Annotated in this window: 19 protein-coding genes; 6 read left to right on the plus strand and 13 right to left on the minus strand. The window is 73.9% G+C overall.

Annotation, left to right across the window (positions count from 1 at the left end; translation table 11 throughout):
• Nucleotides 1-10: 10 nt before the first annotated feature.
• The 3 genes from OG295_RS02265 to OG295_RS02275 form a co-directional block, all read right to left on the minus strand.
• Nucleotides 11-679, minus strand: coding sequence for a (2Fe-2S)-binding protein (locus OG295_RS02265; protein ID WP_371675260.1), 669 nt, complete (start codon nt 677-679; stop codon nt 11-13).
• An 81-nt stretch (nt 680-760) separates the two neighbouring features.
• Nucleotides 761-2014, minus strand: coding sequence for an MFS transporter (locus OG295_RS02270; protein ID WP_371675261.1), 1254 nt, complete (start codon nt 2012-2014; stop codon nt 761-763).
• A 131-nt stretch (nt 2015-2145) separates the two neighbouring features.
• Complete coding sequence (locus tag OG295_RS02275; protein WP_371675262.1) at nt 2146-2952, minus strand: alpha/beta fold hydrolase; 807 nt, start codon at nt 2950-2952, stop codon at nt 2146-2148.
• Between the two features lie 140 nt (nt 2953-3092).
• Between OG295_RS02275 and OG295_RS02280 the strand changes: the two genes are divergently transcribed.
• Nucleotides 3093-3779 (plus strand): GNAT family N-acetyltransferase, encoded by a 687-nt coding sequence (locus OG295_RS02280; RefSeq protein ID WP_266847093.1) that lies wholly within the window; start codon nt 3093-3095, stop codon nt 3777-3779.
• A 34-nt stretch (nt 3780-3813) separates the two neighbouring features.
• Here the strand turns inward: OG295_RS02280 and OG295_RS02285 are convergent, their stop codons facing one another.
• The 3 genes from OG295_RS02285 to OG295_RS02295 form a co-directional block, all read right to left on the minus strand.
• Nucleotides 3814-4842 carry a TolB family protein gene (locus OG295_RS02285; RefSeq protein ID WP_371681080.1) on the minus strand — a complete coding sequence of 343 codons (1029 nt, stop codon included), beginning with the start codon at nt 4840-4842 and terminating at the stop codon, nt 3814-3816.
• A gap of 89 nt (nt 4843-4931) precedes the next feature.
• Nucleotides 4932-6194 (minus strand): MFS transporter, encoded by a 1263-nt coding sequence (locus OG295_RS02290; RefSeq protein WP_371675263.1) that lies wholly within the window; start codon nt 6192-6194, stop codon nt 4932-4934.
• Nucleotides 6195-6196: 2 nt separating this feature from the next.
• Nucleotides 6197-7078, minus strand: a complete 882-nt coding sequence (locus OG295_RS02295) for an alkaline phosphatase family protein (RefSeq protein WP_371675264.1) — start codon at nt 7076-7078, stop codon at nt 6197-6199.
• A 264-nt stretch (nt 7079-7342) separates the two neighbouring features.
• On the opposite strand from OG295_RS02295, the gene OG295_RS02300 reads away from it, so the two are divergent.
• Complete coding sequence (locus OG295_RS02300; RefSeq protein ID WP_371675265.1) at nt 7343-8761, plus strand: alpha/beta hydrolase-fold protein; 1419 nt, start codon at nt 7343-7345, stop codon at nt 8759-8761.
• On the opposite strand, the gene OG295_RS02305 is transcribed toward OG295_RS02300, so the two are convergent.
• Nucleotides 8739-10193, minus strand: a complete 1455-nt coding sequence (locus OG295_RS02305) for a carboxylesterase/lipase family protein (protein WP_371675266.1) — start codon at nt 10191-10193, stop codon at nt 8739-8741. The genes OG295_RS02300 and OG295_RS02305 overlap by 23 nt on opposite strands.
• Before the next feature lie 103 nt (nt 10194-10296).
• Between OG295_RS02305 and OG295_RS02310 the strand changes: the two genes are divergently transcribed.
• Together OG295_RS02310 and OG295_RS02315 are read left to right on the plus strand one after the other, a co-directional pair.
• Nucleotides 10297-10632, plus strand: a complete 336-nt coding sequence (locus OG295_RS02310; protein WP_371675267.1) for a hypothetical protein — start codon at nt 10297-10299, stop codon at nt 10630-10632.
• Nucleotides 10633-10727: 95 nt separating this feature from the next.
• Nucleotides 10728-11015: a chaplin gene (locus OG295_RS02315; RefSeq protein ID WP_356222206.1), complete on the plus strand. Its 288-nt coding sequence runs from the start codon at nt 10728-10730 to the stop codon at nt 11013-11015.
• Between the two features lie 112 nt (nt 11016-11127).
• Here OG295_RS02315 and OG295_RS02320 read toward each other — a convergent pair whose 3' ends face one another.
• Genes OG295_RS02320 through OG295_RS02330 form a run of 3 tightly spaced genes read right to left on the minus strand, consistent with a single transcriptional unit; the run spans nt 11128 to nt 12996 of the window.
• On the minus strand, nt 11128-11991 hold the full coding sequence (locus OG295_RS02320) for a tyrosinase family protein (RefSeq protein WP_371675268.1): 864 nt from the start codon (nt 11989-11991) through the stop codon (nt 11128-11130).
• Nucleotides 11992-12016: 25 nt separating this feature from the next.
• Complete coding sequence (locus OG295_RS02325; RefSeq protein ID WP_371675269.1) at nt 12017-12394, minus strand: tyrosinase family oxidase copper chaperone; 378 nt, start codon at nt 12392-12394, stop codon at nt 12017-12019.
• Between the two features lie 59 nt (nt 12395-12453).
• The gene (locus tag OG295_RS02330; protein ID WP_371675270.1) at nt 12454-12996 is read right to left on the minus strand and encodes a GNAT family N-acetyltransferase; all 543 of its coding nucleotides are present in this window, start codon (nt 12994-12996) and stop codon (nt 12454-12456) included.
• A 164-nt stretch (nt 12997-13160) separates the two neighbouring features.
• Between OG295_RS02330 and OG295_RS02335 the strand changes: the two genes are divergently transcribed.
• Together OG295_RS02335 and OG295_RS02340 are read left to right on the plus strand one after the other, a co-directional pair.
• Nucleotides 13161-13364 (plus strand): hypothetical protein, encoded by a 204-nt coding sequence (locus OG295_RS02335; protein WP_371675271.1) that lies wholly within the window; start codon nt 13161-13163, stop codon nt 13362-13364.
• An 11-nt stretch (nt 13365-13375) separates the two neighbouring features.
• The gene (locus OG295_RS02340; RefSeq protein ID WP_371675272.1) at nt 13376-14188 is read left to right on the plus strand and encodes a hypothetical protein; all 813 of its coding nucleotides are present in this window, start codon (nt 13376-13378) and stop codon (nt 14186-14188) included.
• A gap of 66 nt (nt 14189-14254) precedes the next feature.
• On the opposite strand, the gene OG295_RS02345 is transcribed toward OG295_RS02340, so the two are convergent.
• From OG295_RS02345 to OG295_RS02355, 3 genes are read right to left on the minus strand one after another with little or no spacing between them, the layout of a single operon-like run.
• Complete coding sequence (locus OG295_RS02345) at nt 14255-15373, minus strand: acyl-CoA dehydrogenase family protein (protein WP_371675273.1); 1119 nt, start codon at nt 15371-15373, stop codon at nt 14255-14257.
• The gene (locus OG295_RS02350) at nt 15370-16560 is read right to left on the minus strand and encodes an acyl-CoA dehydrogenase family protein (protein WP_371675274.1); all 1191 of its coding nucleotides are present in this window, start codon (nt 16558-16560) and stop codon (nt 15370-15372) included. The genes OG295_RS02345 and OG295_RS02350 overlap by 4 nt, the downstream gene beginning before the upstream one ends.
• Nucleotides 16557-17567, minus strand: coding sequence for an NADPH:quinone oxidoreductase family protein (locus OG295_RS02355; protein ID WP_371675275.1), 1011 nt, complete (start codon nt 17565-17567; stop codon nt 16557-16559). Before OG295_RS02355 ends, OG295_RS02350 begins: the two co-directional genes overlap by 4 nt.
• Nucleotides 17568-17604: the final 37 nt, after the last annotated feature.

Below are 17604 nucleotides of genomic sequence, written 5' to 3' on the forward strand. Positions count from 1 at the left end.
CAACGGGCGGCTACCTGGTCCGCAGCACGCAGTCCCCGCAGAGGCCACCGCCGGGCACCCGGTAGTACAGGCAGCAGCTGCGCCGTACGAAGGCCACCCCGAGCCCCTCCTCGTGGAGGAAGGTGCCGGTGCCGGCCAGGGGCCCGCCGTCGGCGAGCAGGGCACCGGCCAGCTCGACGGCCGGTTCCGCCGGGACCCGGTCGAGCAGCACGCGCAGCGCGCCGACGAGCCCGGAGGCGGCGTTGCCGCGCAGCACCTTCGCCGAGACCCCGTACCGCTCGCGCAGCGCGGCGTCGAGCACGGCCAGGTTCCCGAGCACGCTCTCGCCGAGGGCCGCGGACGGCCGGGCGGCCGGCTCGGGGAGCCACAGTTCGAGCGAGCCCGCCGCGGGCAGGCGCCACCACAGGCGGGCGGGGTCCAGGTCGGGTACCCGGCCGCCCAGCGCGGCGCAGCCCAGGCCCAGCGACCACAGCCGCGAGGCGATCCCGAACTGCGCGGTCGAGGCCGCCACCCGGCCCGGACCGCTGCCGATCCGCCGTCCGACCTCGGCCACGTAGGGCGCGAGGTGCTCCCCGTACAGCTCGGCGAGCGGCCGGAAGCCGGGGCCCGGCGGTCGCTCGCCGTGCGCGACGGTGAAGAAGGGGCCCACGGCGGCCAGTCGCCGCAGTACGTCGTCCATGGACGGATGATCGCAGCCGACGGCCCCGGTCCCCGCGGCCGGGTCGGCCGTGGGGACCGGGCACGGGGGTTCCGGGGCGTCCTACGCGGCCACTCCCCCGGCCGGCACGCCCCCGTCCGGCACGTCCTCGGCCCGCGCGGCCGACCGGGCCCGGCGCACCGCGGGGCCCATCGCGTAGGAGGCGGCCAGCAGCAGGGCGCCGAGCAGCAGCCAGCCGGGGATCCCCCAGAGCAGGAGCAGCGAGGTCAGCAGCAGCGGCCCCAGGGTGCGGGCCACCGGCACCCCGGTGCCGAAGAAGCCCTGGTACTGGCCCATGTGCTCGGCGGGAGCCAGCGAGAAGCCGATCTGCCAGGACCCGGCCGACTGCCGCATCTCGCCGTCGGCCTGCAGCGCGGCGCCCGCCACGAGCAGTGCCGCGGCGGCCCATCCGGCCCCCGGCAGCGCCGAGGCGGCGAACACGGCGCACGACAGGGCCATCACCAGCCCGGAGACCCGCAGCGCCCGCGTGGCGCTGTCGAGGTCGGTCACGGGCCGGGCCGCCCGCACCTGGAACAGCATCACGGCCACGGTGTTGAGCACGAACAGCGCCGACACCAGCCAGCCGGGAGCCTGGGTCCGCTCCACGATCCACAGCGGTATGGCCAGGCTGAGCAGCGGCATCCGCAGCAGCAGCACGGCGTTGAGCAGGGTGACCAGCGCGTACGGCCGGTCGCGCAGCACCGCCAGCCGGGGCGCCCCCGCCGCCCGGTCCGGTACGGGCGGCACGGCGGGCAGGGTCGCCAGCAGGGCAGCGCAGCCGAGGAAGCTCAGCGCGTCCAGGGCGAAGACCACGAGGTAGGCCCGCTCGGTGCCGGCGCCGAGCGCCAGTCCGCCCAGTGCCGCCCCGAGGGCCAGTCCGGCGTTGAGGGTGGACTGGAGGTGGGCCAGCACCCCCGTCCGCTCCCCCGGGGCGACGAGCCCCGCGAGCAGCGCCTGCCGGGCGGCCGCGAGACCGCACTGGGAGACGGCGTAGAGGACCACGGCGCACAGGAAGGCCCCGTAGGACCGGATGAACAGGAAGGAGGCCACGGACGCGGCGGTGGCCAGGGCCAGGAACACCGAGGTGCCGCGCGGGCCCCGTCGGTCGGCGAGAGCGCCCAGCGGGACCCCGGCGACCGAGCCGACCGCCCAGGCGAGGGTCAGGCCCAGGCCGATCTGGGCGGGTGAGAGGCCCACCACGCGGGTGAAGTAGAGGGCCGAGCACACGTAGTAGGCGCCGTCGCCGACCGAGTTGCTCAACTGGGCGGCGGCCAGGCGGCGCGGGGCGCCGGGGGCGGGCAGGAAGCGTATCGTCACCGGTCCATTGGATCAGCGGAATGGCCCATTCAGGTGGTCCAATAGGGGGTGGGTCCGATGGGCCACCCCGATGGGCCGTCCGATACCGCCGCCGCCCCCTGCCGGCCCCCGGCCCGGCAGGGGGCGGCCGGTCACAGGGCGGCGAGGAACTCCAGCAGCGCCCGGTTGAACTCCTCGGGCCGCTCGACCCCCGGCAGGTGGCCCGCCCCCTCGATCACGGTGAGCCGGGCGTGCGGGGCGAGGGCGCACATGCCCTCGGCGTCCGCGACCGGGGTGTACACGTCGTCGGCGCCGACCAGCACCAGGCAGGGCACGGTCGCGGGCAGCGCCGCGAGCACGGGCCGGTAGTCGGGCCGCTCCGCCCGTCCGCGCAGGGCCGCGGCCGCCCCCCTGGGGTCGGTGGCGCGCATCATCGCGCTCACCCGGGCGGCGGCCCCGGGCTGCGCGATGAGGTTGTAGGGGGCCAGCATCTTGTCCATGACCTCATCCGCGTACGGGGCCATGCCCTCCTCCAGGAGCCGCTCGGCGAGCTCCCTGCGGAACTTCACCCCCTCCGGCGTCTCCGGCGCCGGGGAGGTGTCGCTGAGCACGAGCGCCCGTACCAGACCCGGGTGGCGCAACCTGACCTCCAGAGCGATCTGCCCGCCCATGGACACTCCGCCGACGACCGCCTGTTCGATTCCCAGATCCGCCAGCAGCGCGGCCGCGTCATCGGCGAAGCGGGCCAGCGTCGTCTTCTCCTCCAGAGCCGGACTCTCCCCGTATCCTCGCAGGTCAGGGGCGATGACTCGGTATCCCGCAGCCGTCAGGGCAGTCGCCTGCGGCACCCACATCGAGCGGTTGAACGGGTGTCCGTGGAGAAGGATCACGGGCTCTCCGTCGCGCGGACCAAAGTCATCGAAAAACGATGTCGCGCCATTGCCAAATTGGGGGTTCATGAGAGGACTTTAAGGGGCTACATTGAGCCACTCGCGTTCACCTGACAGCCCGTTGCCTTTCACCCGCGTTTTGCGCGGGGGGTGACGTCAGGAGCGCAGACTGTGCAACCACCCCACCGCCCAGAAGGACCGAAGGCTCCGTGCCCGTACCCGTACTCCTCGTCGGCCGCTCCGTGCGGCTTGAGCCCCTCGCCCCCCACCACACCGAGGCCCTGGCCGTGGCCGGGGCCGAGGATCGTACGACTTACGCCTTCACTCCCGTGCCGCACGGGTTGCAGGCGTCCCACGAGTACATCGACCGCGCCCTCTCAGATCAGGCAGCGGGTCGATCGCTTGCGTTCGCCGTGGTCAGAGCCACTGACGGGCGGGTCGTCGGTTCGACCCGGTTCCTGGAACTCGACTACTGGCAGGGCCCGCTGGTGTGGCCCGCGGTGCCGGGGGTCCCCTTCGGTGATCCGGCGACCGCGATCCCCGACGCCGCCGAGATCGGCAACACCTGGCTGTCGCCGGGTGCCCAGGGCACGGGGATCAACACCGAGGCCAAGCTGCTCATGCTCCGCCACGCCTTCGAGACCTGGGGCGTACGCCGCATCTCCCTGCGCGCGGACGCCCGCAACGGGCGCTCGCGGGCGGCGATGGAACGTCTCGGCTTCACCTGCGAAGGGGTCCGCCGGGCCCATTCGCGGGGGCTGGACGGCGCGGTGCGCAGTACGGCCTTCTACTCCGTCCTCGACGAGGAGTGGCCCACCGTCCGCGCCCTCATCGAGCTGCGGATGTCGGGCGCCCAGCCCCGCAAGCGCCGGCGCAAGACGCTGATCCCGGCGTAACGGTCCTGCGACGCTCCCGGCCTTCCTCCGCGGCTCAGCCGAGGAAGGCCGGGGCGAGGGCCGAGGGCATCAGCCGGGCGGGGGCTCCGCTGCCGTCGGCCGGCAGGGTGTACAGGTCGGCGCCGAAGTCGCCGGGCAGGGAGTAGACGACGGTCCGGTCGTCGCTCCACACCACCTGGTCGTCCACGCTGCGCTCCTCGGCGAGCGGGGTCTCCTTCATCGAGGCCAGGTCGAGGAGGTAGAGGCGCCACGGGGCGTCGGCCGGCAGGCCGGGCACCCGCTTCTTGAACACCAGCCGGGTCCCGTCCGGGGACAGCGAGGGGCATTCGAGGTTCTCCCTCAGGGTGGTCACCGTGCGCGCGGCCAGGTCGCCCCGGACCAGGTAGGTGTGCCCGCCGGTGGCCAGCGTCGCGTAGAAGGTCTTCTCGTCGGCGGCGAAGGTGACCCCCCAGAAGTTCACGTCGGCGTTGCGGTAGGTCTCGCCGTCCTTGCGGATCGTGAAGTCCTCCAGGGAGGCGTCGTACTTCCCGGTGCGCAGGTCCAGCAGCGAGGTGCGGGTGGAGAAATCGGTACCCGCGTACGAGTCCCCGCCCACGAACACGGTCCAGGCGACGAGGTGGCCGCCGGGCGAGACCCGGGCGCGGGTGGGGATGCCGGCCAGGGGGCGGTCGGTGATCTCCTTGAGGCGCGAGTCGAGCACCACGGCCCGGTAGCTCTCCTGCACGGCGCCCGCTTCCGCCCGGAGGCAGATCCCGGTGCCCCCGGCGGAGTGGAAGCGCAGGCACTTCACCCCGGAGGCGGTGCGCGGGCCCTCGGGCGCGTCCGCCGGGACAGTGGCGAGCTCGTCGCGGAAGGGACCCCAGGCCATGTTGCGGAAGACGAGTCGCCGCCCGCCGCCCTCGGGGGCAAGGGTCACCTCGCCGTGGGAGACGGCCGGGCCGCCGGCCCGTGCGTGGTTCTTCTCGTCGGCCCGCGACGAGGCGCGGACGAAGGCGAGCACCCCCACGGCCGCGAGCAGGACGACCGCGCTCACCAGGATCAGCATCCGGCGCCGCGGGGTCATCGGGGACGGGCTCGCCGGGGACGGGGCCTCGGGGGACGTGGTCGTGGGGGGCGTGGCGGTCATCGGGGCCTTTCGGGGAAGCGGCGGGGTCAGGCGTCGGCGGGGCGGAGCCGGACGCAGCAGGCGACGGCCGCGGCGAGCAGCACGGCCGCCACGGCGAGTGCGGGGCGGGGCCCCCACAGGGTCCAGGCGGCGCCGAAACCGAGGGAGGCGGCGAACCGGGCGAGGGCCTGGCCGGTCTGGACGAGGGCCAGCCCGCCGCCGCGGTGCTCCTCGGGGACGGCTCCGGCGGCCTCGGCCATGAGCACGCCGTCGGTGGCCGCGTAGAAGCCGCCGTGCAGCAGGAGCACCGCGTACGGCAGGGCCGGGTGCCCGCCGCCGGCCAGGAGCAGTCCGTAGACGAGCAGCAGCGCGAGGTGACCGCCGAGGAAAACGCGGCGGCGGCCGACGCGGTCGGCGAGCCGGCCGAGCGGCAGGGCCAGCAGGAAGAAGGCGGCCGCGGTGCCGAGCGGGAGCAGGGCGAACCAGCGGTCGGCGATTCCGGTGGCGCGCTGGAGCAGCAGGAAGACGAAGGCGTCGCTGACGGTGCACAGGCCCAGCAGCAGGGCGCCGAGGCTGATCCGGCGCAGGTCGCGGCGGCGCAGCAGGCCGAGGGAGGCCCGCAGGGAGACGGGTTCGGCGTCGGGGGCGGGCACGGCGCGGCGGCCCGGCACGAAGAGCACCAGCACCAGGACGCCCAGGGCCGCGACGCAGGCGCTGACGGTGAAGACGGCGTCGTAGCCGCCGGCGGCGCCCCGCAGGATGAGGAAGGCGAGGATCGGCCCGATCAGCGCGCCGGCGGTGTCCATGGCCCGGTGCACGCCGAAGGCCCGGCCGCGGTCCTCGGGGGTGGCGGCCAGCGAGATCAGGGCGTCGCGCGGGGCGGTGCGCAGGCCCTTGCCGGTGCGGTCGAGGGCGAGCACGGCGCCGATCGCGGGCAGGGTGTGCGCGAGGAGCAGGAGCGGCTTGCCCAGGGCGGAGAGGCCGTAGCCGATCCCGGCGAGTGCCTTGTGGCGGCCGAAGCGGTCGCCGAGGTGGCCTCCGGTGAGCCGGACCAGGGCGCTGACGCCGTTGTAGACGCCGTCGAGCAGGCCGAAGCCGAGCGGGGAGAGCCCGAGTCCGGCGACGAGGTAGAGCGGGAGCACGGCCGTGACCATCTCCGAGGAGACGTCGGTGATCAGGCTGACCGTGCCGAGGGCGAGCACCGTGGGGGCGAGGGCGGCGCGCCGCCCCGGGCGGGTGCCCGGGGCGGCGGCCTGCGACTCGGGGAGCACGGCGGGCGCGTTGTTCGCGCGCGAGTCCGCGACGTACATGGTCAGGAGGTCCAGATCCCCGTGATGTCGGTGGCGGTGGCGGCGTTCCCGGCGTGGGTGGTGAGCCCGGCCAGGTCCTCCAGCGTCCGCAGCATGTCGTAGTGGTTGTAGGTGGTGCTCGACGTGGAGCCGGGGGTGACGGGCTGGCCGTAGAGCACGGTCGGGATCTTGTTCCCGGCGAGCCGGTTGTCCTCGTCGAAGGTGACGACCAGGAGGCTGTTGTGGGTCTTGGCCCAGTCGGCGTAGGCCTTGAGGTTGTTCTTGAGCCAGGTGTCGCCGGTGCCGACGGAGCAGTCGTGCATGTCGTTGCAGAGGTTCGGGACGACGAAGGACACCTTGGGCAGGGTGGTGTAGTCCGTGGGGAACTGCGTCATCGTCTTCGCCGTGCTGGTGGGCACGTTGGAGAAGGCGAACCAGGGGTTGTGCTTGCGGGCGTAGTTGCCGCTGGAGCAGGTGGTGGAGCCCTGGCTGGGGAGGGTCTCGTTGTAGCTGGCCCAGCTCTTGCCGGCGGCGATCAGCTCGGAGGCCAGGTTGGGCGCGGAGCTGAAGCCGGGCGTGTAGCAGCTGTCGCCCGTGACGCCCTGGTTGGAGCCCGAGAAGAGCTGGAGGTAGTTGGGCTGGCTCGGGTGGGTGATGCCGAAGGAGTTGGTGAGGTTCGCTCCGCCCGTCTTCAGGGAGTTGATGTACGGGGCACTGGAGCTGCCGATCACCTGGTTGTAGGCGTGGTTCTCGAACACCACCACGACGACGTGGTCGGGGGCGGGCAGGGCCGCGGCGTGGGCGGGCTGTGCGGCTCCGATGCCCGCCCAGAGCGCGGTACCGGCGGCGGTGACGGCGAAGGCGGTGGCCAGGGCGGCCTTGCGACGGGACCATGAAATGCTCATGCCAAACACGGGGACGTACCTCCGGGCGTGAGGGGGTCTGGGGGCGGCGGCGCGGACGCACCATACCCAGGGCCGTGTGCATGGGCCAGGGACGGTGGACCAACAGCACGGGAACAGCGCGGGCCCACCAGGCGACGGGTAACGGCCTCCCCCGGGAAAACCCAAGAGAAGTAAAAATAGGGAACCCGGACGGACTATCGTTCATCATTCGAACGGAAGCAGTCCACCCCCAAACGGGGCAGCAACAGCCGGAGACCACCGCAGATGTCGCACGATTCCGACGGGCAGTACCAGCCGCCGTACCGGCCGGACGGGCAGTACCCGCAGCAGCCCCCGTACGGTCAGCAACAGGGCCGACAGCAGGGCCAGCCGCAGTACGCGCCCCAGGGCCGGTCCCAGCCTCCCTACGGCCAGCCCCCGCAGGGCCGCCCCCCGCAGGGTCAGCAGCCCTACGGCCGGCCCGGCTACGGGCAGCCGCAGCAGGGCGGGGGACCCTACGGCCAGAACGGCTACGGGCAGGACCAGGGGTACGAGGCCCCCACCATGCAGCAGCCCCGCTACGAGCAGCCGCCGTACCAGCAGCAGCACCAGCACGACCAGTACGAGCCCCCCTACGGGGAGGAACCCCCGCGCCGGAAGTCCAAGGCGAAGAAGTGGATCATCGCCGGAGTCTCGGTCCTGGCCCTCGCGGGCATCGCCGCGGGCACCATGAGCTACTTCGAGATACCGCCGTTCACCGACAAGGGCGAGGCCGTTTCCTTCGGCAAGCCCGCGGGCGACAAGGGTGGGGAGGCCAAGCAGGCGCCGAACTCGAAGGCGCTGATGCCGACGAACCCGACGGCCCAGTTCAAGAACGCGTCGACCCTGTCGGACGGCACCCACGTGGCGGTCACCGAGCTCGACGGCAAGAAGTCCGGCTTCAAGGGGAAGGTGTGGATCTGGGCTCCGAAGGAGTACAACGACCCCAAGTTCGCCAAGAGCGGCTTCCCGGTCATGATCGCCCTGCCCGGCGGCGCCGGCTACCCGATGAACTACTGGATGGGTACCGACCTCAAGCTTCAGTCCAGCATCAGCCAGTGGTACTCCGAGGGGAAGAGCAAGCCCTTCATCCTGGCGATGCCGGTGCTCAACCCGCAGCCGGACGAACCCAAGGCCATCTACTGGGACGGTTCCGACATTCCGGAGCAGCCCAAGATGGGCACCTGGCTGACCGAGGACGTCCCGAACCTGGTGAAGGAGAACTTCCGCACCGTCAAGTCGCGTGACGGCTGGGCCTACATGGGCTCGTCCACCGGCGGCTTCGCCAGCCTCAAGGCCGTGCTGAAGTACCCGGAGAAGTTCAAGGCCGCGATCTGCTCCGGACCGGACATCGTCCCGGACTCCCCCCTGTGGGTGGGCCACGACAAGGAGAAGGCCGAGAACAATCCGGAGCTCCTCGCCAAGCAGCTCATCGACAAGAAGGGCCCGGACGTCTACCTGGCCTTCCAGGTCGGCGACAACGAGAGCAACAAGAAGACGCTCCCGGACGTGCAGAAGTTCGTCGCGACCTACACCAAGGGACCGATCCACACCAGCCTGAGGGTGATCCCGGGCGGCCAGCACAACGCCAAGACCTACGTGCCGAACATGGGTCTGGGGCCGATCGAGTTCATCAGCAAGGTCATGGAAGGACCAGTGGAGTAGCAGCCTCCGCACGCACTGCCTCCGGCTCCGGCCCGCCGAACACCTTCGGCGGGCCGTTGCCGTTCCAGGGCTCCCAGCCGGGGTCCCCGGTGGTGGCGTAGCGGACCCAGGCCCCGTGCATCTCGTCGGCGAGGGCCTGCGGCGCGTCCGGCCCGGCCAGCCAGGCGGACTCCGGCAGGCCGAGGGTGTCGAAGACGAAACCCAGCTCCAGCGCGTGGCAGGCCCCCAGCCCGGGTACCCCGCTGTGCCAGCCGAACTCGTACAGATGGCTCGGGGCCGCCCGCCGGGCCCCGGCGATCCGGCGCAGGGGGTCGCGCAGCAGCCGGTCGGTGACCAGGTGCCCGGCCAGGTCGGCCGGGGAGGCTTGCGGCAGCACGGCGCGCAGGGCCCGTACGGCGGCCCGGTCCTTGCCGCCGCGCAGCCGGCCGTACGCCACGGCCAGCGGGCCGAGCCGGTCCAGCAGGCGCATCCCGCCGGTGGGCGCCAGCCACAGCCGGTGCTCCTGGGCGGTCCAGCCCATCAGCAGCGGCACGTCCGAGGCCGCGGCGGCCTCCAGCGGGTCGGCGGGGAGCGTGTCCGGGTCCGTGACCAGCCCGAAGGCCGGACCGCCCAGCACCGGGGAGGAGCGGCGCATCGCCGCCGCCTGGGCGGAGAGCAGCGCGGGCAGGCCCACCGCCCCGAAGGCCCGGGCGGTGGCCGGCACCCCGAGCCGGGCGGCCATCCGCCGCACCATCGTGCGGACCTGGTCGCGCGGCAGCGCCTCGGGGGCTCCGCTCTGCAGGACGGCCCGCGCGAACAGGCCCTCGGCGCGTGGGGCCGCGAGCAGGGCGCCCACGCTGATCGCCCCGGCGGACTCGCCGAAGACGGTGACGCGGCCGGGGTCGCCGCCGAAGGCCGCGATGTTGTCCCGGACCCATTCGAGGGCGGCGATCTGGTCGAGGAGGCCGCGGTTGGCGGGGGCGTCGGGGAAGAGCCCGTACCCGAGTACGCCGAGGCGGAAGTTGACCGAGACGAGCACGACCCCGTCGCGGGCGAAGGCGGAGCCGTCGTAGACGGGGACGGCGGAGGAGCCCCGGGTGTGGGCGCCGCCGTGCAGCCACACCATGACGGGCAGCCGGGCCGCGGGCGCCGGGTCGGGGGTCCACACGTTGACGGTGAGGCAGTCCTCACCGGAGATCTCCGGGTCGGACAGCAGGGCGGCGAAGGCCTCGGGGTAGGGCACCTTGGGGGCGGTGGGGCCGAACGCCCCCGCGTCGCGTACGCCGTCCCAGGCCGCCGGGGGTCCGGGGGCCGCGAAGGCGCGCGGGCCGACGGGCGGGGCCGCGTAGGGGACACCCCGGAAGACGGCGGTCCCGCCGGGGCCCCAGCGGCCCTCCACCGTGCCGTGTGCGGTACCGGCCCGGGGCCGTCCGCCGCCGCTCGCTGTGCTCATCCGTGCTCTCCTCGGTCCTCGCCCGCGCTCCGGGCACGGTCGCACAGGCGTGCCGGGGGTGACAAGGCGTGACCCGGGCCGGGGGCGTCCGGGTTGGACCGGCATGCGAACCGTTCGGAACCCCCGCGCACCACGCGTCCTGTCCGCCCTGCTGCTGGCCGCGGCCGGCCTCTCGGGGGCCGTCGGCCCCGCCCTGGCCGCCGGGCCCGACTTCCAGTACGTCGGCCAGGACGACCGGGTCCACGCCGTGGCCTCCCCGAAGGGCTGCGTCGAGGCGGAGGGCGGCGGCACCCGGGCCGTCACCAACCGGACCCGGGCCACCGCGACCCTCTACCGCGAACCGCGCTGCGCGGGGCCGGCCGTGGCGGTCCTGCGGCCCGGAACGGTGACCCAGGTGCGGCAGTACTTCGCCTCCGTCCGGTTCTCGGTCACCGGGTAGGCCCACGGACCGTGACCACTCGGCGCTCGCCGCGTTGTATGCCATGTCAAACGCCGCAACCACTGCGGCGCCCCACATCTCACGAGGAGATCTTGATGTCGCGTATCGCGAAGGCGTTCGTCATCACCGCTGCTGCCGGTAGCGCCCTGGCCGCCGGTGCGGGTCTGGCGGCTGCCGATGCCGGAGCGCACGGTGCGGCGGTCGGCTCCCCCGGTGTCCTGTCGGGCAACCTCGTCCAGGTTCCGGTCCACGTCCCGGTCAACGTCTGCGGCAACACCGTGAACGTGATCGGCCTGCTGAACCCGGCCTTCGGCAACACCTGCATCAACGCGTCGGGCGGCGAGCACGGCGACCACCACACCCAGGGCGGCTACGGCGGCTGACCACCGGCCCGACCTGACGAGAAGGGCCCCCGCCGGACGGCGGGGGCCCTTCCCCGTGCCCTCGGCCCCCGGCCCCCGGCCCGCACGGGAGACCGGGCCCGGGGCGGGGAGCTCACGCGTAGCGGTAGACGCCCTGGTGTCCGTACATCTCGCGCGGGCTCACGCCCCACGGCGGCATCGGCTCGTCGAGGGCGATCACCCGGCCCCGCTGGAGGTCACCCGGGGCGAGGGGGGCGGCCGGCAGGTAGCCGGAGTCGGGATGCTGCTGCTGCCAGCGGTCCCAGAGCAGGTCCACGAAGGCGTGGTGGAGCCAGAAGGCGGGGTCGTTGGGGGCCGTGCCGCCCGTCATGTGACCGCCGATCCACTGGTGGACCTTGTTGTGGTTGCGCCAGCGCTCGCTCTTGGGCGCGGCCCAGCCCTCCAGTTTGTTGCGGAAACCGCCGCCGGCGGCGGTGGAGTCCCAGGGCGAGCTGTCGTAGAGGGGGTCGTCGAGCGCCCACTGGAGTTCGGCCGGGGTGGGCAGGGAGATCGGGTTGCCCGGACGGCCGAGGTTGCGGGTGAGGAACCGGGCCTCGGTGATCCCGACGGTGATCGTCCAGTTGCCGTGTTCGTAGGCGAAGGGGCCGGTCATCACCTGCCGGTCGCCCTCACGGCCGGTGCCGCCGAGGAAGTCGTCGGCCCACAGGGAGGAGACGGGGCTGGTGTCGGTGGTCCAGTCCCAGTACGGGATGGACACCCCCGGGTCGAGGGCCCTCAGCTCCTTCTCGAACTCCAGCAGGTAGCGCCGGTGCCAGGGGAAGAAGGACGGGGACATGTGCCCGACGCGCAGTTTGCGGTCCCGGTCGGGCACGAAGTACCGGTCGTGGGTCCGCACGAACGCGTCGTACGTGCCGTTGCGCTTGAGCTCCAGCACGGCTGCCGTGAACCGCTTCTTCTGGGCGCCGGTCAGGTCCTTCTGGTTCTGCCGCGTGTACAAGGCGGGGCTCCTCCCGGGATGTCCGTCAGCCGTGGTGCGGGGCCGCGAGGGCCAGCTGGGTGGTGCCGAGTTCGTCGACGGCGGCCCGGGCCAGCTCCAGCGGGGTCGCGAAGGACTCGAAGTGGTTGACCCCGCTCAGGTAACTGCCGTCGGCACGCCGCATGACGTGCAGGGGGCGGCCGTCGATGCGCACCCCGGCCCCCGCGAGGTCGACGCTGATGTGGCGGCCGCGGTACGTCTCCTCGGTGAGCGGCGCCGGGGTGAGGGTCTGGCGCGGGCGCCGGGCCCCGAGGACGGGGGCCAGGGCCGCGGCCGTGCCGGCGAGCACGGCCGCGGTGAAGGCCGTACGCAGGACCGTGCGGCGGCTCGGTCGGGCTGCTGCTGCTGCTGCTGCTGCGTACATACGGTCTCCCTCGCTCGGCGTTCCGCGCTACGGGGTCTAACGCGGCGTGGCGGGCGAGGTCACCTCCGCTCGGCGGCCCGCTCGGGGTGCTTGTAGTAGAGGGTCGTGGGGCACAGCCGCCCGGCCGGGTCGGTGGCGTAGTCGGGGATGGTGCCGGCCTCGGTCCAGCCGGCCGCGCGGTAGACCCGTTCCGCCGGGCTGCCGGTCTCCGTGTCGAGGAACAGCAGGACGATCCCGGCCACGGCGGCCTGGTGCTCGGCCTCGGCGAGCAGGGCACGGGCGGTGCCGCGGCCCCGGGCGGACGGGTGGACCATCAGCTTGCGCAGTTCGGCGCGGTGGCGGCCGTTCGGCTTGGTCTCCCGGTGCCAGCCGACGGTGCCGTCGAGCCGGCCGTCGGGGGCCCGGGAGATCCAGAGGGCGAGGGTGCCCTCCTCGACGGTGGGCAGCAGGGAGTCCCACCAGGCGGCGGCCTCCTCGTGGCCGAGGCCGGTGAGGAAGCCGAGGGAGGCTCCGTCCGCGACGACGTCGCGCAGGAGGGCGGCGAGTTCGTCGCGGTGGGCGCGCAGTGCGGGCGCGGTGAGGCGGGTGAGGGTGGCCGTCATGGGCCGAGGATAGGAACCGTCCCGTGGCACGGCGCGGGCGGGGCCGCTGGATGCCGCTGGAACGAACCGGGGGCCCGGGCATCCGGATCACCAAGTCACGCGCTGTGTAAGCTGATTACTGAAGATCATTTCTTCTTCCGCACGAGACTTCTGGGGGACCACGCATGAATCCGACCACCCGTAACGCCGCCGTCGTCGCGGCCGCCGTCGCCGCTCTCACCGGAGCGGCCACCGCCGGGTCCGCGAGCCCGGCCGCCCCGGCCGACCGGGACGGCATCAGCGTCGTCGCGCACATGGCGATGCCGTCCGCGCCCGCCGCCCAGGCCGAGGACACCCTGGCCATGGTCCGGCACGGGTACCTGTCGTAGCAGCCGCCCGCATGAGCGATCCACTGGCCGCTCCGGCGACCGGTCCGACCGTGGTGGAGAGGCTGGTCGAGCTCTCCACCCGGTTGCAGGCCATGTGGGAGGCCACGCCGACGGTGATGCTCCCGGGCTGGGGGCACCCGTTCCGGTCCCTCGCCGAGCTGCTCCCCGAGCGGGACCTGCTGCTCGCCGACCGGAACCCGCAGATGGTGCCGCTGCTGTGGTACCCGGCGCTGCGCGCGCCCGGACCCGCCGGCCCGGTGGTCGAGGTCTTCGACCACCTGCCGGGCGACCGGCCCGCGTCCCCGCTGATGCTGCGCCGCCAGGACCTCGCGGGTCTCTACAGCTGGGCGGTGTGCACCACCTCGGCCGTGGAGTGGATCGCGGCCGTCACCGGCGGCGCGCCCCTGGTGGAGGTGGGCGCCGGATCCGGCTACTGGGCACGGCAGTTGTCCCTCGCCGGGGTCGGCGTCGTGGCCACCGACCTGCATCCCGTCGAGGGGAACGGCTTCACCCACGGCTTCCGTTACGCCGAGGTCCACACGCTCGCGGCGGCCGACGCCGTGCGCCGCCACCCCGGGCACACGCTGCTCCTGGTGTGGCCCCCTCCGGCGGACCCGATGGCCGCACGGGCCCTGCGCGCCTACCGCGGGGAGCTGTTCCTCTACGTCGGCGAGGGCCCCGGCGGGATGTGCGCCGACGCCGCCTTCTTCGCGGAGCTGCGCCGCCACTGGACCGTCGAGGCCGTCTGCCGGCCGACGGTCCGCTGGCTGGGCCACGCGGACCGCGTCACGCTCTACCGCAGGCGCCGTCCGGCGCGGTCCTGACGCCGCGGCCGGCGGTGCCGGTCGGCCGGGGCCGCCGGTCCGCCGGTCCGCCGGTCGGCCGCGGCTTCAGGCCGGCGCGGGAAGTTCCGCGAAATCCGCGACGAGGCCCAGGTGGTGGCCCGTGGTGCCCAGGGCGAGGGAGTCGGCCTTGGCCCGCTTGAGGTAGAGGTGGGCGGGGTGTTCCCAGGTCATGCCGATGCCTCCGTGCAACTGGACGCACTCCTCGGCCGCCCGGACCGCGACCCCCGAACAGTAGGCCTGGGCGACCGCGACCGTGAGCGGGGCGTCGGGCGACGCCGTCGCGAGGGCGTCGGCGGCGGCGCGGGCCGCCGCGCGGGCGGAGGCCACGTCGAGCCAGAGCCGGGCGAGACGGTGCTTGAGGGCCTGGAAGGAGCCGACGGGGCGGTTGAACTGGTGGCGGCCCCGCACGTGGGCGACGGTCTCGGTGAGGCACCACTCGGCCAGACCGAGCTGTTCGGAGGCCAGCAGTCCGGCGCCGGACAGCAGTGCTCCGGCGACGGCCGCCCGCGCGGTCGCGGGGTCCGCGAGGCGGGTGCCGGGGGTCCCGTCGAGGGTGACGGTGGCGAGCGGCCGGGTGAGGTCCAGTGGGACGGCCGGGGTCAGCCGGGCGCCGGCCGCGGGGACTGCGTGCAGCCCGGTGTCGGCCAGGACCAGCAGGACGTCGGCCGCCGTCGCGTCGGCTACGGAGGTGACGGTGCCGCTCAGCGCGCCCCCGCCGGTGTCGCGCAGCGGCTGGGGCAGGGGGGCGCCGGGGGCCTGGGTGAGCGGGAGGGCGGGGACGCAGACCTTCCGTCCGGCCGCGAGTTCGCGCAGCAGGTCGGCGGCCTCGGCGGTGTCGCACCCGAGCAGGATCTCGGCGGCCAGGACGCAGCCGGTCAGGTACGGAACGGGGGCGACGGCCCGGCCGAGCTCCTCCAGGACCACGGCGGCCTCGCGGTGGCTCGCGCCCGCTCCCCCGAGCTTCTCGGGGACGAGGAGCCCGGCGGCGCCGATCCCGGAGGCGAGCGTGCGCCACAGGCCGGGGTCGTGCGGGCTGCCGCTCTCCGCACGGGCCAGCACGGTCGCGGGGGCGCAGTGGTCGGCGAGCAACGCCCGTACGGCGGAGCGGAGTTCCTCCTCGGTATCGGAGTAGAGCAGGTCGAGGGAGGCGCGCGAGGCGGTCATCGGGCGAGGTCCTTCCAGGCGATGTCCTTGTCGTCGCGCGGTTCGGCGGGCAGACCGAGGACGCGTTCGGCGACGATGTTGAGGAGGATTTCGCTGGTGCCGCCCTCGATGCTGTTGCCCTTGGCGCGCAGGTAGCGGTAGCCGGCGTCGCGGCCGGTGAAGTCGACGGTCTCGGGACGGCTCAGGGTCCAGTCCTCGTAGAGGAGTCCCTCCTCGCCGAGGAGTTCCACCTCCAGGCCGCTGATCTCCTGGTTGAGGCGGGCGAAGGTGAGCTTCATGCCGCTGCCCTCGGGGCCGGGCTGACCGGCGACGAGTTGCTGGCGCAGCCGCTCCCCGGTGAGACGGGCCACTTCGGCCTCGACCCACAGGCCGAGCAGCCGCTGGTGCAGGGCGTGGGTGCGCAGTGCGGGGCGTTCGCGCCAGACCGCGGCGACGGGGCCGATCATGCCGCCCTCGCGGGGGATGCGCATGCCGCCGATCGAGACGCGTTCGTTCATCAGGGTGGTGCGGGCGACGGCCCAGCCCTGGCCGACGGCTCCGAGGCGGTGGGCGTCGGGGATCCGGACGCCGGTGAGGAAGACCTCGTTGAACTCGGCCTCGCCGGTGATCTGGCGCAGGGGACGGACCTCGACCCCGGGGGCGTGCATGTCGCAGAGGAAGTAGGTGATGCCCTGGTGTTTGGGCAGGTTGGGGTCGGTGCGGGCGATGAGGATGGCCCAGCGGGCCGTGTGGGCGCTGGAGGTCCACACCTTCTGGCCGTCGACGACCCACTCGCCGGTGGTGTCGTCGAGGACGGCGCGGGTGCCGAGGGCGGCGAGGTCGGAGCCGGCGCCGGGTTCGCTGAAGAGCTGGCACCAGACCTCCTCCCCCAGCCACAGGGGGCGCAGGAAGCGCCGCTTCTGCTCCTCGGTCCCGTAGGCGAGGATCGTGGGGGCCGCCATGCCGAGGCCGATGCCGATGCGGCGCGGGTCGTTGTCCGGGGCCCCGGCGGCCTCCAGTTCGGCGTCGACGACGGCCTGCAGCGAGCGGGGCGCACCGAGGCCGCCGAGGCCTTCGGGGTAGTGCACCCAGGCGAGTCCGGCGTCGAAGCGGGCGCCCAGGAAGTCCGGGCGGGCGGTGGTGGCGGGCGGGTGCGCGGCGAGCAGGGCCCGGGTGCGGGCGGCGAGCTCCTCGGCGGTGGGCGTCATCGGTCGGCTCCGTCCGGTGCGGGTGCGTCGGCCGGGGAGGGCAGGGAGGGCAGGGACGGTACGACGACCAGCCGGCCGGTGGTGGTGCCGTCGGCGAGGCGCTGGACGGCGTCGGCCGCCGCGGTGAGCGGGACGCGCTCGCTGACCAGCGGTCTGACGAGGCCCTCGGCGGCCAGGCGGGTGAGTTCGGCGTGGCAGGCGAGGACGGCGGCGGGGTCCTTGGCGGCGTACAGACCCCAGTGCAGGCCGAGGATGGCGTAGTTCTTCACCAGGGCGTGGTTGAGGGCTGGGGTGGGGACGGTGCCGCCGGCGAAGCCGACGACCACGATCCGGCCCTCGAAGGCCACGCACTTGGTGGAGGCGGTGTAGGCGTCGCCGCCGACCGGATCGTAGACGACGTCGGCGCCGCGTCCGGCGGTGAACTCCTTGACGCGGGCGATCAGGTCCTCGGCGGTACGGTCGATGACGAGGTCGCAGCCCAGTTCCTCGGCGGTGCGCGCCTTGGCCTTGCCCCCGACGACGCCGATGACGGTGGCTCCGGCGGCCTTGCCGAGCTGGACGGCGGCGCTGCCGACGCCGCCCGCCGCGGCGTGCACGAGCAGGGTCTCCCCGGGCTGCAGCCGGGCGCGGCGGTGCAGGCCGAACCAGCCGGTCTGGTAGCCGATGTGCAGGGCGGCGGCCTCGGCGTCGTCGAGGGTGTCCGGGGCGGGCAGGAGGGCGCGCGCGGGGGCGGTCACGTACTCGGCGAACCCGCCGTGGGGCAGGCTCGGGTTGGCGATGACGCGGCGGCCGTCCTCGGTCTCCCCGCAGATCTCGACGCCCGGGGTGAAGGGCAGGGGCGGCTTGATCTGGTACTGGCCGCGGACGAGGAGCGCGTCGGGGAAGTTGACGTTCGCCGCGAGCACCCTGAGCCTCACCTCGCCCTCACCGGGCACGGGTTCGGGCACCTCTTCGAGACGCATGGCCTCGCGGGGTTCGCCGGTCGTGTGTACTCGCCATGCCTGCATCCGGGGCCTCCAGCCGCCGTCGAGGAACCACGCTCGG

This window comes from Streptomyces sp. NBC_01276 (assembly GCF_041435355.1).
GTDB lineage: Bacteria > Actinomycetota > Actinomycetes > Streptomycetales > Streptomycetaceae > Streptomyces.

Excerpts from the sequence above, each read along its gene's own strand:
- OG295_RS02265 (WP_371675260.1), bottom strand. The coding sequence starts at position 679 with ATGGACGACGTACTGCGGCGACTGGCCGCCGTGGGCCCCTTCTTCACC.
- OG295_RS02275 (WP_371675262.1), bottom strand. The coding sequence starts at position 2,952 with ATGAACCCCCAATTTGGCAATGGCGCGACATCGTTTTTCGATGACTTT.
- OG295_RS02285 (WP_371681080.1), bottom strand. The coding sequence starts at position 4,842 with ATGACCCCGCGGCGCCGGATGCTGATCCTGGTGAGCGCGGTCGTCCTG.
- OG295_RS02290 (WP_371675263.1), bottom strand. The coding sequence starts at position 6,194 with ATGTACGTCGCGGACTCGCGCGCGAACAACGCGCCCGCCGTGCTCCCC.
- OG295_RS02295 (WP_371675264.1), bottom strand. The coding sequence starts at position 7,078 with ATGAGCATTTCATGGTCCCGTCGCAAGGCCGCCCTGGCCACCGCCTTC.
- OG295_RS02300 (WP_371675265.1), top strand. The coding sequence starts at position 7,343 with ATGTCGCACGATTCCGACGGGCAGTACCAGCCGCCGTACCGGCCGGAC.
- OG295_RS02305 (WP_371675266.1), bottom strand. The coding sequence starts at position 10,193 with ATGAGCACAGCGAGCGGCGGCGGACGGCCCCGGGCCGGTACCGCACAC.
- OG295_RS02310 (WP_371675267.1), top strand. The coding sequence starts at position 10,297 with ATGCGAACCGTTCGGAACCCCCGCGCACCACGCGTCCTGTCCGCCCTG.
- OG295_RS02315 (WP_356222206.1), top strand. The coding sequence starts at position 10,728 with ATGTCGCGTATCGCGAAGGCGTTCGTCATCACCGCTGCTGCCGGTAGC.
- OG295_RS02325 (WP_371675269.1), bottom strand. The coding sequence starts at position 12,394 with ATGTACGCAGCAGCAGCAGCAGCAGCAGCCCGACCGAGCCGCCGCACG.
- OG295_RS02330 (WP_371675270.1), bottom strand. The coding sequence starts at position 12,996 with ATGACGGCCACCCTCACCCGCCTCACCGCGCCCGCACTGCGCGCCCAC.
- OG295_RS02335 (WP_371675271.1), top strand. The coding sequence starts at position 13,161 with ATGAATCCGACCACCCGTAACGCCGCCGTCGTCGCGGCCGCCGTCGCC.
- OG295_RS02340 (WP_371675272.1), top strand. The coding sequence starts at position 13,376 with ATGAGCGATCCACTGGCCGCTCCGGCGACCGGTCCGACCGTGGTGGAG.
- OG295_RS02345 (WP_371675273.1), bottom strand. The coding sequence starts at position 15,373 with ATGACCGCCTCGCGCGCCTCCCTCGACCTGCTCTACTCCGATACCGAG.
- OG295_RS02350 (WP_371675274.1), bottom strand. The coding sequence starts at position 16,560 with ATGACGCCCACCGCCGAGGAGCTCGCCGCCCGCACCCGGGCCCTGCTC.
- OG295_RS02355 (WP_371675275.1), bottom strand. The coding sequence starts at position 17,567 with ATGCAGGCATGGCGAGTACACACGACCGGCGAACCCCGCGAGGCCATG.